This window comes from Paenibacillus sp. FSL R7-0333, from assembly GCF_038000365.1.
GTDB lineage: Bacteria > Bacillota > Bacilli > Paenibacillales > Paenibacillaceae > Paenibacillus_AQ > Paenibacillus_AQ silagei.
The window spans coordinates 6,424,029-6,439,962 of record NZ_JBBOBZ010000001.1 but is presented as its reverse complement, the minus strand read 5'-3'; the positions used below and the strand labels follow the sequence as shown (position 1 = coordinate 6,439,962).

Below are 15,934 nucleotides of genomic sequence, written 5' to 3'. Positions count from 1 at the left end.
TTTATGGTCGAATACCCAAAGGGATATTTAATTGATGTCGGATGGTACGGCAGATGTTTTACTCTTAACGGTTTTTTTTATTATATACATTATCAAGGACACTGAATGGGGAAACCCGGTATTCAAAGAAGAATATCGGTCAGTAACAGAATTGTACGAGGGTATGAAAATAGCAATTCATAAAATTAACCAATTAATAAAGTAATCTTTTGAGATCCGCAAATGGACACGATAAATGACTTAAAAAGGCGGGGATTTTTTGATAGAAACAAAACGCCTTATACTTAGAGAAATGGTGCAGTCTGATTATGATGCATTGTGCAAAGTATTATGTGATGAGGAAGTAATGCGTGCTAGTTATGAGAGGGCATTCAAATCAAGAGGATTTTCACATAACTTTCAAGCAAGAGGGGCGTAATTTAATGAATCGAAGACAACGGGAAAAGTTTATTCCTTCCACCAGGATTATTGCTGCCAAACAATCAGAACAAAATGCCTATTATGTCCTCTATGCCATCGACTGGAAACGCAGAGGCCGGCTGAGTTGGGAAGGCTGTATTATTTAAGGGAGGGAACGGATGAAGAAGAAATGGAAGATCATTTTATTTAGCTTTATTGGGGCCAATGTGCTTTTAGGCTTGTTAGGAGCATTATACGTCAATAGCATTGGATATAATAATGTGAAACAGATGTATCGTTTAGAATCAGCCGGTAAATCTGTTATTCGGATAGATAGCGAGCTGCCTAGCCGAGAGCGCTATATCACGAAAGAAAAGGGTAATCCAAAGGAATTGTTAAAGTCACGCATGGAACGAGAAGGCTGGGTATATAGTCAGCAGGAGGGATCAGGTTATTTTTTTAAGAAAGACGGTAGGGAAGAAATCGTCACTACACAGCAATGGAATCATTTTTATATCATATACAGTTTGAACGCTGAAGTAGCGAACCTTGAGGATTAGATAAGAAAACAACGCCCCTATTTTGTAAAGGAGCGTTGTTTTACGTTTCCACGCGCTAGATCATATCATCGTATCGTTTTAAGAATTCATTGGCCAAGCCGGGTTGAGTCATTAGACGGACCGATTGATTCTCGGTGTCCTCTGCCAGTTCGTCATCGGTTAACGACACGAAGAACGTAATGTCTGCTTTGGTTTGTCCATAGCGGGCAAAAACATCGTCGGCAGTCTCATTCACCACTTTGGCGATGATTCGAATGATATCATCCTTATACTTATAAACATCTTCTGTCGCATATAATAGCCGGCTGATGTGGTTAAAGTGCGAGTCATCGCCATACTGGTATTCGGAACAGCCCCATCTGTAATAGATCATATCTTCCTCACTGTCATACAATCCTTGCTCTTTCATATCCGAGATATGCCTGGCCAGGGATTCCTCTGTATTTACCGCCAGAAATAGGGTAACCCAATCACTGTCCGTGCCAAAAGCACAAGCATACACTTTTTCATGCTGCACCTTAGCCAGCGTTTGTTCCAAATCGGATAGAAAACCTGTTCTAAAGTGGTCCTCGAATTCTTTTAAAAAGCGTTTCATTTAGCTCATCCTTCCATTATTATGATAAGTTGAGATACCGAGTAATTTCACTTGCCGCTTTGCTATTTCGATGAGCCAAGAAGCGTTTGAACATCGGTCGCTGGAGGTCTCCCATACTGGCGGGCGTATTCGCGGCTGAATTGGGAGGGGCTCTCATAGCCTACGCGGAAGGCGGCATCGGAGGCTTGGAGGGATTCGGTCAGCATGAGGCGGCGGGCTTCCTGTAAGCGGATGACCTTCTGGTATTGCAGCGGACTCATGGCAGTGACGCGCTTGAAGTGCTTGTGGAAGGCGGAGGTGCTCATATTTACGGAATCTGCAAGCTGTTCAACGACAAGGGATTGATCGTACTGCTTAGTGATCACTTGGATGGCTTGAGCAATCCGATGCGCATGGCTGCCGATGATGGCGAATTGATGCAGGTGGGAGCCCTGGTCGCTTTGAAGAACGCGATACAGAATTTCGCGGATCAAGAGCGGGGACAGAATGGGAATATCCTTCGGCGCGTCGAGTAACTGGATAAGCCTTACAATGGCTTCGAGTAAGTGCTCAGAGGTTCGGGCAACCGTGATGCCAAGCGAGCTCTCACCCGAAACGAGGGTGGTGTCCGCCATTTCTTTTACAATGTCCAGGATGGTGCCAGGATCGAAGCTTAGCTTGATGCCCAGAAACGGATGATCAGGCGAAGCTCCGGTTATTCTTCCGTTGATCGGCAGCTCAACCGAAGTGACCAGGTAAGTGGAAGGATCGTAATGATAAGTTTCGCTGGACAGGGTGGCTGCTTTGGCTCCTTGGGCAACGACACAGATCGACGGCTTATAGACAGACTCCAGCCGTTCCGCTACATCCGTGGCGTGCATCAGCTGCAGGGAAGGGATAAGCGTCTGGCGGGTACCTGCCGATGGAGCATGGCGAAGGATCAGTGCAGCCAATTGCTGCAAAAGCGGTCCGGTCCGCAATATATCGTCCAAGTTAGAAGCCTCCTTTTCCCATACTCATGGGGTTTGCTGTTAATCATAACGAGTTGAAGAGAAATAGGCAAGAAGTGAACAGGTCTGTTATAACTGGATGCTGGTCGATTGATTTACAATGAATCCATAAGGCCAACCGATCATCATCCGGCCTAAGCAAACTTAAGGAGAGTGGTCCTAATGAGTCAGAACGGAAAAGTAGCCATCGTCACAGGTGCATCAAGGGGTATCGGAAGACAAATCGCCATCCAGTTGGCCGGTTTAGGGATAAAAGTGGCTGTCAACTATTCATCTAACTGGGGAAAAGCGGATGAGGTCGTGCAAACCATTAAGGAATCTGGCGGGGAAGCGATAGCTGTAAAAGGCGATGTAAGTAAGGTGAGTGAGGTCGAAGCACTTTTCTCGGAGACAATCGGGCAATTTGGGCGTGTCGATATTCTGGTGAATAATGCCGGAATTATGGACTGCGTGCCTATTGCGGACGTAACGGAGGAGATGTTCGACCGGCACTTTGCTGTAAATGTAAAAGGGACTTATTTCGCCTGCCAGCAAGCGATGAAGCATATGGAGCGGGGCGGAACGATTATTAACTTCTCGACCTCCGTATCGGGTGCGATGCTGCCGACTTATAGCGTCTATGCCGCAACCAAAGGTGCCGTTGAGCAGCTAACCCGCCAGTTAGCGAAGGAATTCGGAGCGAAGGATATCGTCGTGAATTGCGTAGCACCCGGGCAAGTATCGACGGAGCTATTCCTGAATGGAAAATCTGATGAGCTGGTGGATTCGTTCCGGCGGATGAATGCTTTTGGACGGCTTGGGGAGCCGGAGGACATTGCGAATGTGATCGACTTGCTCGTCAGTGACAAGGCCCGCTGGATTACAGGGCAGACGATTCGTGTGAATGGTGGATTCAACTGATACAACTGATGAGTTACCTCCTCTATCGCCTATGGTTTATAATGGGTGAAAAGGAGGGGCGAAATGAATAAAGGCATGTTGCTTGTTCTAAATGGAACTTCAAGCTCCGGGAAGACTTCTATCTCGGCTGAGCTTATAAAACAGAAAGAGATTCCGTTTTATCATGTATCGATTGATGATTTTTTCATGAATTACAATGATTTCATTAATCATAAATTTCCAGACGAGCCTGTAAGGGAAATAGACCATCAGGTGGTCTCGCAAATACTGGATGACTCCATAGTCTCCGTGTACTACTCGACGATTAAGCTGTTATCCGAAATGGGATTCAATGTCATCGTGGATACCGTATTCGACAACGATAAGAGATTTAATGAGTTTTTGGATCATTTTGACGACCGGTCTACACTATTTGTTGGTGTCCTATGCTCCCGGGAAGAGCTTATCCGAAGAGAGCAGGCCAGAGGGGACCGGCAGATTGGTCTAGTGGATGCCCAGTTCGACATCGTCTATCGTTTTGAAGAATATGACCTTGAAGTGAACACGGAAGAGCTGACTCCGGCAGAATGCGCCGAACAGATAATTAACTATATTAAGTCCAATCAGGAATACTCGGCATTTCAAAAATTGTGCAAAAGAGATGGTAATCTTAATAGAACGCTACTGACATAACGTTGTCAGGAAGGGTGGGTATAATGAAGACTATATAAACCTACAAACACGAATATTAGGAGGCTATTATGTCTGTCATTGGACCCGATTTCATCTCACTTCAGGTCAGCGATCTTGAAGGCTCTGCTGAATTTTATCAACACTATCTTGGACTCGTCCGTTCACAGGCGGGCCCGCCTCATGCGGTGGTGTTTGAGACGAAGCCTATTGCATTTGCACTTCGTGACCTCATGCCAGGGGTCGAACTCAGTACGGGGACTCAGCCTGGACTTGGTGTTGCGCTATGGCTCTATGCCCCGGATACGCAAGACATTCACGATAAACTCGCAGCAGCAGGCGTCAAAATTACATCCGCACCCATCGATGGCCCCTTCGGACGTACCTTTACCTTCGCTGATCCGGACGGTTACCTGATAACTCTTCATAGTAAAGGCTGATTACATTAAGACCATATTACTGTAAGTAAATTGCTCCCCACACGGTAAACAGGTGAACTAATAATTCCTGTTGCTAAATGGGGAGTTTTTGTTGGACTGAATTGTATTTTCTTGGAGAAATCAGATGCGTGAGAGTAATTTGTGGTGAATTATTTAAGAGGAGGAAATATTATGATAAAAAAATGGACAATTGCATTGCTTTCATCAGCATTTCTTATGCTATCTTTAACAACTGGGTCTAGTTATGCGGCTGAGGTACAAACATCTACAACGATTAACAATGGTCAAATAAACAATGGTCGAGTATTAATCCCCCTACGTGCTGTCTCCGAAAATCTTGGCGCAAGTTTGGAATGGTTTCAAACAGATAAAGTTGTTAAAATCAAAAACGGGAATTCGACGATATGGCTTGCGGCAAATTTCAAACGTGTGATTATTGAATCTGCTCCATCGAGTGAAGCTCCAGATACACCGTCACGGAAATATGTCGATTTGGATACTGCAACACAAGTCCTCAATGGAACAACTTATGTTCCTCTTCGTTTTGTTAGTCAGTCGTTAGGGGCAACGGTAATGTGGAACCAACTGTCTAAACAAGCAACAGTAACAGTGGGTAACAAAGGATTGGTTGTTAATATGGAGACCCCATCTGTTCAAATTCCGGAAAAGAATAAAATTTCTGAAGCACGTTTGAAACTTCTATCAGATAAATTAAATCAAGCCACAAATGTATCTTCAATTAAAAATGTGAATTCAACCTTCAAATCGTACTTCACGGATAGATTAATGAAGTCTATTGTTCAGAACAAAGGATTGAAAACAGCGGCTCATTATGAAACGCCTGTCACTTCACCTATTTATACTAGTAAGAATTCTGCCACATTCTCACAATCTGTAATAGTAGCGAATGGTCTTACAGGTGAAGATCAATATGCAGAAGATCGGACAATCTCGCTAATATTCGCTAACGGAACTTGGAAGGTGGATAGCATCACTAAGGGGTCTAGAGTTCTGATTTCGGGATTCTCTGATTATCATCCACAGTGAACAGGAGGTGAGGCATTTGAGTCCAGGGGTGAAATGGTCGGCCTTTTTCTTATCGCTACTGGGTATTGGACTAAGTTTCCTGTTTCTGTTTTTTAACCCATACAGTGATCAGGTGGCATCCATCAGCACACAAGTGGTTGTGGTCCTCATGCTCGTAGTACCTTCAGCCGTCATGGCTATTTCAATCTGGCGTGGTCTTCGCTTACTTATGGCCATTTCGTTGGTCTGGCTGGCACCCTATTCCTTCTATTTTGCCATTGCAACTATTCCGAGTATTTGGAACGTATTTTTCCTGATCCTATTGGTTCAATTCGTGGCTACCGTTTCATGCAAACGCTAGGACTTCATCTATGAGACCGCGAGGAGTTCGACCTGAAGGAGCTGCGCCATATTCGCAAGGGGCAGCTTTTTTTGGAAAGCGATCTTTATCAATCTTCCAAATCATGCACAACAAAACCGGTACAATCGCCGTCTATACATAAAGAATGGAAAATAGTCTCAAAGGAGTGTGAACCGCAAGTGTTAAAGAAACTGGCTTTAACCCTACTTATGACGACGATGGTATTCAGTGCAGGTGTAGCGGGTCCATCGCAGGACAAGGCTCAGGCTGCCGATGCTGGTACTGTGCAGTCCAAGACTACTGATCAATTATATCCAATTGAAGTGAACGGGAAATACGGCTTCATCAACGGCAAGGGCAAGGTGGTTATTGAAGCGGTGTATGATAGTTATGGTTACTCAGGAATGCCCGGAGGGACGGTGTATGTCGAGGACCATGCGGCTAAAAAGCAATATTATCTCAGTTCAGCAGGCACCAAGCTGTTCGAATACAAGTTGAGAGATGCCGGCATTCTGTATAATGACCGCGCCCTGTATACAGCGAAGGTTCAACTCGCCGGCGGGGCCACGGCGACCCGGTACGGGTATATCGATAGCCAAGGCAAGGTGGCCATACAGCCAATCTATGCCCGGGCATTTAATTTCTCCGAAGGTCTGGCCCGGGTCAATATGGGTAAAGCCTCGGGTTACATTAACACGAAGGGCACGCTTATCGTTCCTTACAGATATAGCTTTACTTCTGATTTCTCGGAAGGCATGGCGGCCGTTACACTTGCCGTTGGCGGCAAATACGGCTATATCGACACCACCGGCAAGCTTCGCATCACCCCCCGGTATGATTACGCCACACCGTTCTCCGGCGGGGCGGCAGTTGTGTATGTGAACGGCAAATACGGCTACATCGACAAAACAGGCAATTACCTGATTAAGCCGCAGTTCAGCATGGCCCAGCCGTTCTCGGAAGGTCTGGCGTTCGTCGAGCGCAATGGAGCCACCTTCTATATTAATAAGAAGGGCGCCAAGGTCATTCAGGGATTCACGGCTGGAGGTTTGTTCAAGGGTGGTCTGGCACCGGCAAGCCCGGGGCAGAGGTACGGCTATATTAATACCTCCGGACGCTTCGTGGTTAAGCCGCAACTCTATTGGGCCGCTGATTTTAAAGGCGAACTGGCAGAAATCACCCTGCTCGTTCCAGATACTCGCGAGGAAATCAGAGGGTACATGAACCGCAGCGGAACCATCGTCTGGCCGCCGGCTTCCGAGCTTCCGGGCGGAGTGGTGAAACCGTAACTAAATCAATCAAGGGTAGAGGAGGCAATAATATTCCATGGGCAACGACTTATACAGAAAACTAGGGGCAGCCTTTCTGATTACGGCCGCGTTAATCTACACTATCGAGCGTGTAGGTACATTGATCGCTCGAAATTATGAAATTTCTGCGTTATACCAAGCGCAAATGTACGATGTCCAGCCTAAAACTCATATCGCAGGCTTCTTCGATAATCTCTTTGTGCCAATCCTTACGTTAATTGGTGTGATACTATTCGTATACGGTTTTCCGAAGAAAACAAAATAGCCCAACTCTAAAAGGCGGCAGTCATTCCTGTGAATGGCTGCCGCTGTTGTGCTAACGATCGGGAGAAGTATAGTTAAAAGGTATACACATGATCCTTAATATCCGCCCAGGCCAGCGTTCCATCCGGCATCCAGCCCAGCAGTGTGCCTGCGGATATGAACGTAAAGGTCCGTTCCTGAGTGTCATAGACCTGTATGGTTCCTGTATCCGACTGGAAGGCTGCGAATCTGTTGTCGGGTGACCACATCAGCCCGGATAGCAACAGGTCATTATGTGGTTGCCGCTCATGCTCTGCGAGATCCTTCTTTAGCTGGTCCGTGATCCGCTGATCCTGCATCACCGTGGACGTTCCGCTTCCGGTGTTGTAACGGACTTGTCCAAGCGGGTTATGCTCACCTCTGTCTGCGGGAAGGATCAGATTTGAATCGTCCTCCCAAGTCAGAGAATACACGAACAGGAAGCCGTCACTATGGGAGATGAAGGCGGCGTTCTGCTGCGAATGCAGTATTTTCCCCTTCTGATCCAGCACCGTCAGGTCCGCCCCAGGTCCAATGTATTCGTCATGAGCAGTTAATACAGCTATGCGCTTGCCGTCAGGCGAGGAGGACATGCCGTAGACCGGCTTGCTGAATACATGAAGCTTCGTACGGGTGAAGCCCTTCAGGTCTACACGATACAGCGTCTTATTGCCCGAGATCATATAAGTAAAGTCCCCATAGAAGCGGTCAGAATACATCTCATGGTAACCATAGTCATTGCCGTAGGCATCCTTCTCCTGAGCAAAAACCGGAATCTCCAGCGCCTCGCCTGTCAGGGCGTGCACCAGATGATGCTTCTCCTGTCCGTAGAACAGATAGGAAGGGGCAACCGATTCCCGGGTCTGAATGGACTTGATCCAGCCCGTGTTCCAGGCAGGTACTACGCGCCGGGTACCGGAGGTGACGCCTTGGAACAACAGACTGCCCTCGCCGTCTCCAGCTCTGATCACTACCGTGTTACGGTACGGCTGCTCTGTACTAGCATACTTGCGCCCGTCTGTGGTGACGGCTTCGTCCAGATTGAACGTCCCGGACCAGACACTGCCCTCATCGAGATGCAGGCGGATTTGCACAAACCGCGGGGACTCCCATTCCAGCGTGTAACGGAATTCAGTCTCCGGGTCACTGGATTGCAGACTATTCTTTATCGCTTGCTCCAATGATTTTTTATCGATATCGCTGTTCGACTTCACTTGTATCAGTTGTCCACCGCCGCTGATCACTTTCAATTGCTCAATATAGAGCAGGGGCTCCTCCTCGCTTGAAGGTGCTGAAGTGGTAGGTGCGGCTGACATAGCCGTGGGTGACCCTTCTGCGGGTGAGGATGGAGACGGGGAAGAGCCGTTCACACCGGCCTTGTCTGCCCCCTGACACCCTGAGAGCAAAGCCGCCGCCAGCACAATTGCTGCCATATAGCGCATACATAAACCTCCTGTTGTGTTCGATTGTCCTATTGTTTTCAGAGAATAGATAGATTTTCCATATTGTTATGGACGCGGTTGCTGCGCAGAAGTTGCAGATGCCGGTTTGACTTCCATTCTCTGCATGGCTACCATGGAAGCAAAGCTTTGGGTGATATGCCACAAACAGAGGTGATCCTAGATGATAAGAGAAGTAGAGATGCAGACTCATTCCTTGAAAGAAATGAAAGACTTTTATGAGAATACTCTTGGGCTGGCGGTATTCCAGGAACATCGGGCATCCTTCAGTGTACGAGCGGGAGAGTCCAGTCTAACCTTCAATGAGTCTGATCCAAGCAGACAGCCGAAATATCATTTTGCTTTTAATATTCCTGAGAATCAGATCAATGAAGCGTTGCGGTGGATTACTCCTAAGGTGTCTGTCATTCCTAATGAGGGCCAGGAGGTTGTGCACTTCGAGTCTTGGAATGCCGATTCCATCTATTTCTATGATCCGGCAGGTAATATTGTAGAGCTGATTGCCCGGCACAATCTGAACAATTCCGCCAATGAAGCCTTTTCTCCGGCCAGTCTGTTATGTGTCAGTGAGATTGGTCTGCCTGTACCCGATGTGGAGGAAGCACTCCTTAAGCTATCCCGGGTAGGGATCGTTCCTTGGCAGGACTATAGTAACCAGTTCGCTGCTGCCGGTGACGAGCATGGGCTGATTATTGCTGTGAAGCAAGGCCGGGTCTGGTTCATGTCTGATCAGGAGGAAGCCTATCCACATCCGCTAACTATTAAGACGGCTGTTTGTGAGATCACGCTGGATGATACAGAGGGGGTGCAGGTCCGGGGGCTTCGTTAGGCTAACCGTATAGAATGAGTATAACTGTTCATTCTTTTGACTTCCCGGCTACGAATGTCTACCCTGAAGTTACATTATAAGGAAAGCGAGTGAACTTATGAATAGAAGCGCTGACAGGCTGAACGTTGTCATTCGGGACACGGAAGGGGTTAAGCTGTCAAGCGAATTCACTTCCGTGTAGGCATAACAGATACGGAGGGATAGCTTTTGAAGAATACGCAAGCAGGCTTTGAGTACAGTGGGGATTATTATGAAGCAATCGGAGATTTCATGCGAGAGCAGTATTTGACATTCGGTTTCGCCCAGGGAACGATGCAGGAAGTAGACTTTTTAATGGAGTTAATGAATCTGCGGCAGGGTACCCGCACCCTGGATATTGGCTGTGGTCCGGGGCGGCATAGTCTGGAATTGGCCCGGCGCGGAATTAGAACAGTGGGCGTGGATATTTCTGCGGAATTTATCAGGCACGCGAATAGCGAAGCTGCGAAGGAAGAGTTACAGGCAGCATTTCTGGTGGCGGATGCCCGCGAGTTAACGTTTGATCAGGAATTCGATGGCGCAATTTGTCTGTGTGAAGGGGCCTTTGGACTGGCTGGCAGTGAAGAGAATCACCGGAAGGTCCTTAAAGGAGTTCATCGGGCGCTGAAGCCGGGTTCTCTATTTGTTCTTACGGTAATTAATGCACTTAACTTAGCCCGGCGTATACAGGATGAGTCGTTATTTGACCCGTATTCATGCACCGTAATCGATAAAGAAGAGGTTCACAGCCCCGAGGGTGAATCCAAAGAGGTGTTGATTTACACTACCGCTTTTACCTTCCGTGAATTGCAGATGCTGCTGGATAGTGAAGGCTTCGCAGTAGAGGCTGCATATGGTTGTAGCCCAGGACAATTCGGGAATCATCCTTTACAGCTCGGCAGTATGGAGATTATGATGGTTGCCCGCCGTAAGTAAATAGTAGTGTGGTAAATAAGCAGCGGTAGCCGGGACTCTTAAGGGGCCAGGGCTGCCGCTGTATTTTGATATGCGCCCGTCTGAGTTAGTTTACTGGACCTGAAAAGAGTTTCAAAAAAGAAACTGAGTTGAGAAGATTATGCAACTTTTGGAAGAGCGGTTCAGTCTATTATGGTGAGGTGACAAATCAACAAGTGGAGGATATTCCATGAACTACAAAAGGAAAGTCGTGTTTATTGGTTTGCTGCTTGGTGCTTTATTAGCAGGATGCAGTCAGAATGTAAATTCATCTTCAAATACTCCTGCAACTGAAAATTCCGCCAATAATGAAGGTGCAGGAATGACAGAAGCCGAGCCGTTCTCTTATACCGCAGAACAAAAAAATGAAATTAGTGAAGCTGCTAAGAAAGCCGGATTAGATAAAGTCTATATCCCTACAGTAGAATTAGGTGTCGATGATTTTCTGGATCGTGTTGAAGCTAAAGACAATCAAGTCCGTATTGTATTTTTTCGCGGTTCAATCACTCAATCCAGAGAAGAACTTAAACCAACTAACGAGATTGCTTCGACTAAAAAAGTTGTGCTTTCTAAAAATGTATCGGGGGAGTGGATCACTCAAGAGAATGGAGCAACCTATTTATACTTTGAAATAGGCGGACTGCATTTCAGTATGGAGTCAGCTAGAGACATTTCTCAGGCTGATTATGAGAGAGCGGCCGCTTCGCTTGAACCATTAACAGTTCAAGATAAGGCAGGTACGAAAACAATTCCTTACACCATTACAAACAGTAGCGCCATTAGCTACGGAACATTTTCTGAAATGGATGCACAAACAGATATTGTTGTTAAGGGAACGAAGGCAGGGGCTCAGGAAGTAGTTCTGAAAAAAGAAGATGTGGACGGATTGGTTATTGACAATCGCACATTATCCAAATTTGTACTGAGCGATGTATTTAGAAATAATACCGGTCACACGTTGTCTAGCGGGGAGACCATCACCGTCCAAGAAAATGCAGCGGCCGACTCATCAAGAGTTTACAGCACATTTGGATATCAGTTGATGAATGAAAATGAAGAATACTTGCTGTTTTTGAGAGAGAGCCTCACTGATCCTGGTGTATACATTATCCGTGGCGTTGTTTATGGTAAAGTACCTGCTGCGGGTGAAGGCATTCAATCTAAGAGCACTGCTGATGATATACAGTTTAAAGGAGACGATTACACCAGGGTACAATTAGATACTATTTTTGAGGACGCCCGGAAAGCATATCTAAACTGAGTGTAAGTGATCTTTGTATAGCAAATGAACCTTTTCCCCGCTCCATTTGTTTATAACTTGCCAGGCTCTGAGTAGTGAAGCTTAACAACCAAAGTGGGGGGATTAAAGGTGTCTATGATATTGGCTATGCATATTGCTACACATCTGCTCACGGGCAGTTTTATTGTATCGATTGTGCTTATGCGCAAGGCGATTTCTTTTAAGGAAAAAGTGGTTTTGCTCGGATTGACCTCGTTCCTGGGAATTGTGCCGGATCTGTTGGGGAACAGGTATGTATCTCCTTGGTCGCATTCCATTATAGTCATGGGGCTGGTTATGGTTCCGATTGTGTTCCTGTTCAGGCTGCTGCTGAAAAAATATTCGTATACCCAGTTATATCTGTGTCTAGCGGGGAGTGTGCTGGGGCATATTCTGGTAGATTATTTGGGACATGGGGTCCATTTGGTCTATCCGCTGTCCAGCGAAGCTTATACGCTGCCCTTGATCTATCTTGGTGATCCTACGGTTTGGATGCCTATGTTAGTGGGGGTTATGAGTTTTGTGCTTCCGGTGTCGTTGGGCAGGAGACGGGTGCTTAGTACGGGCTGTGCTGTGTTTATTGTCCTGTATCTCAGTCTTAAGCTTGCCATGCTAATGCAACTGGAACAAGGGCTTCCACGTAAATTCACGCTCACTCCACAGGCTGCCATACAGGTGTCTCCGCTGGGAGATAATCAGGTGCACAAACTGAGCGATTTTTGGAAAATGGGGTTTGACGTCATCGACTCCCAGCGAAGGGTGCTTGGGGTGTTGCCTGTCTTGGGCGGAGAGGTCCGTTTAGACTTGAATATGATCTTTGCCGTTAAGAGTGACGTTGTCCGCAGCAAGACGGGAAAAGACGGGCTGGAGCAAGTATACCGGAAGCTCCCTGCCGGGGATGAGGCTTCATTTGAAGTGATGGAGGAGAGCGGGGAAGGGCCTGCCGGAGAGATTGTTGCACGTGACCGGGAGGGGAATCCCCGTTATTTCATCTATAAGGATGGAACTTGGGTGGAAGAACAGAGGGAATAGACTATTGCAAAGTAGGGGGAGCGCGTGGAGGGCATTCAAGCACTTATTCAAAAGCTAGACTGGGACACACCTGAAGCCGAACAAGCGGAGGCTATTCACAAGCTCCAGGACATCCGCGATGATGAGCTCCATCTATTGCTGCAGCCGCTGGGCAAAGGGTATTGGGACGGAGCAGCGGAGGTCATTGTTCGCCTCGGCTTTCCCCGTGTGAAGCCTATCTTGCCGGGACTGCTTCAGTGGATTCAGGACATGAATTGGCCGGGATCTCGCCGGATTGCTCCTTTGTTGAGAGAGAGCGGTGATCCGTTAATTCCATATATTCAAGAGGTATTTAGGAATCATAGTCAAGATGAGGAATGGATGTACTGGATCTTCGAAATGATCCTTGATCACTGGAACAAAGAGCAGATCACTCCACTCCGTGAAGATTTGATCCGGCTAACTGAAGGAAAAATAATTGCTCTGAAGGCCTTGCGGACGCTATGGGTCCACCAGATCTATTCGGGAGAATCCGTTCTACTACTATTAGAGGACAAGATGCAGAGAAGCCTCACGGAGATCGCCCAGCTCGAGATTGCGTATCCCGGCATCGATTGCGAAGCGCTGGGAAGAGGATTCAGTGAAGCGATCTTCACACCGGAACTGTACAGAGCTTATATTGAGCAGCATCGGGAAGAATTCAGCTTCTGTGACCGGAAATCCAGTCTTCATGACTTCGTAAGTGAAATTGAGGAACTGGTTAGTGAGGTGTCAGGGTCCAACACCACGCGCTGAAGGATCAGTCAGCCAATGCTCCGGCCTAACCATAATCTTAATGCAATCTTAATGTCTTTGCGTAATCCTTAACGCTATATTAATGCCGGACATGATATGTTGAAGGTCACAGAACATTCTTCTGTGGTCTTTTTGTTGTGTCCGAGAATGGGAGCAGATGGGGTACAAACAAGATCCTACAAATAATAAGCGAGTGGTGAAACCGAGTGATTTCATTTTTAAAACGATTTTTAATTGGCAGGCCATTAAAGTCCAGTGAATTGGGCGAGCAAAAGTTAAATAAAAAGAAAGCGCTGGCTATACTGTCTTCAGATGCGCTGTCATCCGTTGCCTACGGGCCGGAGCAGATTCTGATTGTTCTGGTTACGATTGGGGCAGCCGCCTTCTGGTATTCGATCCCGATTGCGCTGGGTGTGTTGGTCCTGCTGACCGCGCTCATTCTGTCCTACCGGCAGATTATTTTTGCTTATTCCCACGGCGGGGGCGCCTATGTGGTGTCCAAGGAGAACCTGGGCAAGTATCCGGGGTTAATAGCCGGCGGTTCGCTGCTGGTTGACTATATTTTAACGGTGGCTGTAAGTATATCGGCGGGTACGGATGCCATCACCTCAGCGTTTCCAAGCCTGCACGAGCATAAAGTGGTGATTGCCATTGCTTTTGTGCTTCTGATCACGATTTTGAACTTAAGAGGGGTCACAGAATCTGCCTCCGTCCTCGCTTATCCGGTCTATTTATTCGTCTTGGCCTTATTCATTCTGATTGGTACAGGTCTGTACAACATCTTGTCAGGTAACGTTCCGGCAGAACTGCATACCTCACTGGGTACTCCGGTAGCGGGGATCAGCCTATTTCTATTATTGCGCGCATTTTCTTCCGGGAGCTCAGCGTTAACGGGTGTAGAAGCGATCTCCAATGCCATACCGAATTTCAAAAGCCCGGAAGCGTCCAACGCCTCCAAAACCTTAATCGCCATGGGAGTATTATTGGCCGTGATGTTCTCAGGTATTGTGGTGTTAGCCTATTATTACGGGATTGCTCCCCGTGCTGACGTTACGGTTGTCTCGCAAATTGCCGAGCAAACCTTTGGCCGGAATGCGATGTACTATTTTATCCAGGGAACGACTGCATTAATCTTGATCCTGGCTGCCAATACCGGTTATTCCGCCTTTCCATTGCTGGCTGTGAACCTTGCCAAGGATAAATTCATTCCGCGAATGTTCACCATGCGGGGAGACCGGCTGGGTTACTCCAACGGTATTATCATATTAGGTGTTCTGTCCATGGTTCTGATTTATGTCTTTGAGGGGAAAACGGAGCAGCTGATTCCTTTATATGCTGTAGGTGTGTTCATTCCCTTTACGTTGTCGCAGAGCGGAATGATGGTGAAATGGCTCCGGGAAAAGCCAGCAGGCTGGGTGCAAAAGTTCATCATCAACACGGTTGGCGCTCTAATCAGCTTCGTTGTGACGATGATGTTCTTCATGACCAAGTTTACTCAGGTATGGCCGGTATTTGTCTTTCTGCCGATTCTGCTCCTGGTGTTCCACCGGATTCATAAGCATTATGAGGCCATTGCGGACCAGCTTAGAATTTCGACCTGTGAGGAAACGATCAAGATTGAAGGCAATGTGATTATCGTGCCGGTCGCCGGAATCACTCATGTCGTGATGAACTCCCTGGAATATGCCAAGTCGCTGTCTCCGCAGCAGATTATAGCCGTCTACGTGCCCTTCGAGCGGGAAGATGAAGCGGTGTTCGAGGAGAAGTGGAGAAAGTGGCAGCCGGACGTAAGGTTAGTAACCCTATATACTCCTTATAGAAGCATTGTACAGCCGTTGACCAAGTTTATTGATAAAGTGAATTGGAAGGCCGCAGAGCTGAACCATAGGGTAACGGTAATTATTCCACAGTTCATTCCGAAGAAAGGCTGGCATAATATCCTTCATAATCAATCGAGTCTGCTGATACGCGCCCGTCTGCTGTTCCGCAGCGATGTGATTGTCACTACAGTGCCTTATCATTTGAAGAAGTGATGGATTATAAAAAGCCTGCACCCC

At 47.2% G+C, this 15,934-nt stretch carries 18 protein-coding genes; 15 read left to right on the top strand and 3 right to left on the bottom strand.

Annotated features, from left to right (window positions below):
- Window positions 1-422 precede the first annotated feature (422 nt).
- Together MKY86_RS27250 and MKY86_RS27245 are read left to right on the top strand one after the other, a co-directional pair.
- On the top strand, window positions 423-566 hold the full coding sequence (locus tag MKY86_RS27250; RefSeq protein ID WP_340827606.1) for a hypothetical protein: 144 nt from the start codon (window positions 423-425) through the stop codon (window positions 564-566).
- 12 nt (window positions 567-578) lie between these two features.
- Window positions 579-959 (top strand): type II toxin-antitoxin system HicA family toxin, encoded by a 381-nt coding sequence (locus MKY86_RS27245; RefSeq protein ID WP_076081798.1) that lies wholly within the window; start codon window positions 579-581, stop codon window positions 957-959.
- A gap of 55 nt (window positions 960-1,014) precedes the next feature.
- Here MKY86_RS27245 and MKY86_RS27240 read toward each other — a convergent pair whose 3' ends face one another.
- Window positions 1,015-1,497, bottom strand: coding sequence for a DUF4303 domain-containing protein (locus MKY86_RS27240; protein WP_340827605.1), 483 nt, complete (start codon window positions 1,495-1,497; stop codon window positions 1,015-1,017).
- A gap of 119 nt (window positions 1,498-1,616) precedes the next feature.
- Window positions 1,617-2,525 (bottom strand): AraC family transcriptional regulator, encoded by a 909-nt coding sequence (locus MKY86_RS27235; protein WP_076081796.1) that lies wholly within the window; start codon window positions 2,523-2,525, stop codon window positions 1,617-1,619.
- 180 nt (window positions 2,526-2,705) lie between these two features.
- On the opposite strand from MKY86_RS27235, the gene MKY86_RS27230 reads away from it, so the two are divergent.
- The 7 genes from MKY86_RS27230 to MKY86_RS27200 all read left to right on the top strand — a co-directional run bounded on the left by MKY86_RS27230 (window position 2,706) and on the right by MKY86_RS27200 (window position 7,514).
- A complete protein-coding gene (locus MKY86_RS27230; RefSeq protein ID WP_076081795.1) occupies window positions 2,706-3,443 on the top strand; it encodes an SDR family oxidoreductase in 738 nt (245 codons plus the stop codon).
- Window positions 3,444-3,506: 63 nt separating this feature from the next.
- Window positions 3,507-4,115, top strand: coding sequence for a chloramphenicol phosphotransferase CPT family protein (locus tag MKY86_RS27225; RefSeq protein ID WP_076081794.1), 609 nt, complete (start codon window positions 3,507-3,509; stop codon window positions 4,113-4,115).
- Between the two features lie 68 nt (window positions 4,116-4,183).
- Window positions 4,184-4,552 carry a VOC family protein gene (locus tag MKY86_RS27220; RefSeq protein WP_076081793.1) on the top strand — a complete coding sequence of 123 codons (369 nt, stop codon included), beginning with the start codon at window positions 4,184-4,186 and terminating at the stop codon, window positions 4,550-4,552.
- Window positions 4,553-4,723: 171 nt separating this feature from the next.
- Complete coding sequence (locus MKY86_RS27215) at window positions 4,724-5,599, top strand: copper amine oxidase N-terminal domain-containing protein (protein ID WP_076081792.1); 876 nt, start codon at window positions 4,724-4,726, stop codon at window positions 5,597-5,599.
- Between the two features lie 16 nt (window positions 5,600-5,615).
- Window positions 5,616-5,939 carry a hypothetical protein gene (locus tag MKY86_RS27210; protein ID WP_076081791.1) on the top strand — a complete coding sequence of 108 codons (324 nt, stop codon included), beginning with the start codon at window positions 5,616-5,618 and terminating at the stop codon, window positions 5,937-5,939.
- A gap of 179 nt (window positions 5,940-6,118) precedes the next feature.
- A complete protein-coding gene (locus tag MKY86_RS27205; protein WP_076081790.1) occupies window positions 6,119-7,228 on the top strand; it encodes a WG repeat-containing protein in 1,110 nt (369 codons plus the stop codon).
- Window positions 7,229-7,265: 37 nt separating this feature from the next.
- Window positions 7,266-7,514 (top strand): hypothetical protein, encoded by a 249-nt coding sequence (locus MKY86_RS27200; RefSeq protein WP_076081789.1) that lies wholly within the window; start codon window positions 7,266-7,268, stop codon window positions 7,512-7,514.
- 73 nt (window positions 7,515-7,587) lie between these two features.
- Here the strand turns inward: MKY86_RS27200 and MKY86_RS27195 are convergent, their stop codons facing one another.
- Entirely contained in the window at window positions 7,588-8,973 is a 1,386-nt protein-coding gene (locus MKY86_RS27195) for a hypothetical protein (protein ID WP_076081788.1), read from the bottom strand.
- 181 nt (window positions 8,974-9,154) lie between these two features.
- Between MKY86_RS27195 and MKY86_RS27190 the strand changes: the two genes are divergently transcribed.
- The 6 genes from MKY86_RS27190 (at window position 9,155) to MKY86_RS27165 (ending at window position 15,910) form a co-directional block, all read left to right on the top strand.
- A complete protein-coding gene (locus tag MKY86_RS27190) occupies window positions 9,155-9,820 on the top strand; it encodes a VOC family protein (RefSeq protein WP_076081787.1) in 666 nt (221 codons plus the stop codon).
- 207 nt (window positions 9,821-10,027) lie between these two features.
- Window positions 10,028-10,774, top strand: a complete 747-nt coding sequence (locus tag MKY86_RS27185; protein WP_076081786.1) for an SAM-dependent methyltransferase — start codon at window positions 10,028-10,030, stop codon at window positions 10,772-10,774.
- Window positions 10,775-10,982: 208 nt separating this feature from the next.
- Entirely contained in the window at window positions 10,983-12,053 is a 1,071-nt protein-coding gene (locus tag MKY86_RS27180; protein WP_076081785.1) for a hypothetical protein, read from the top strand.
- Window positions 12,054-12,167: 114 nt separating this feature from the next.
- On the top strand, window positions 12,168-13,103 hold the full coding sequence (locus tag MKY86_RS27175; protein WP_076081784.1) for a metal-dependent hydrolase: 936 nt from the start codon (window positions 12,168-12,170) through the stop codon (window positions 13,101-13,103).
- Between the two features lie 24 nt (window positions 13,104-13,127).
- Window positions 13,128-13,877: a DUF5071 domain-containing protein gene (locus tag MKY86_RS27170; RefSeq protein ID WP_076081783.1), complete on the top strand. Its 750-nt coding sequence runs from the start codon at window positions 13,128-13,130 to the stop codon at window positions 13,875-13,877.
- 206 nt (window positions 13,878-14,083) lie between these two features.
- Window positions 14,084-15,910, top strand: a complete 1,827-nt coding sequence (locus tag MKY86_RS27165; RefSeq protein WP_076081782.1) for an APC family permease — start codon at window positions 14,084-14,086, stop codon at window positions 15,908-15,910.
- Window positions 15,911-15,934: the final 24 nt, after the last annotated feature.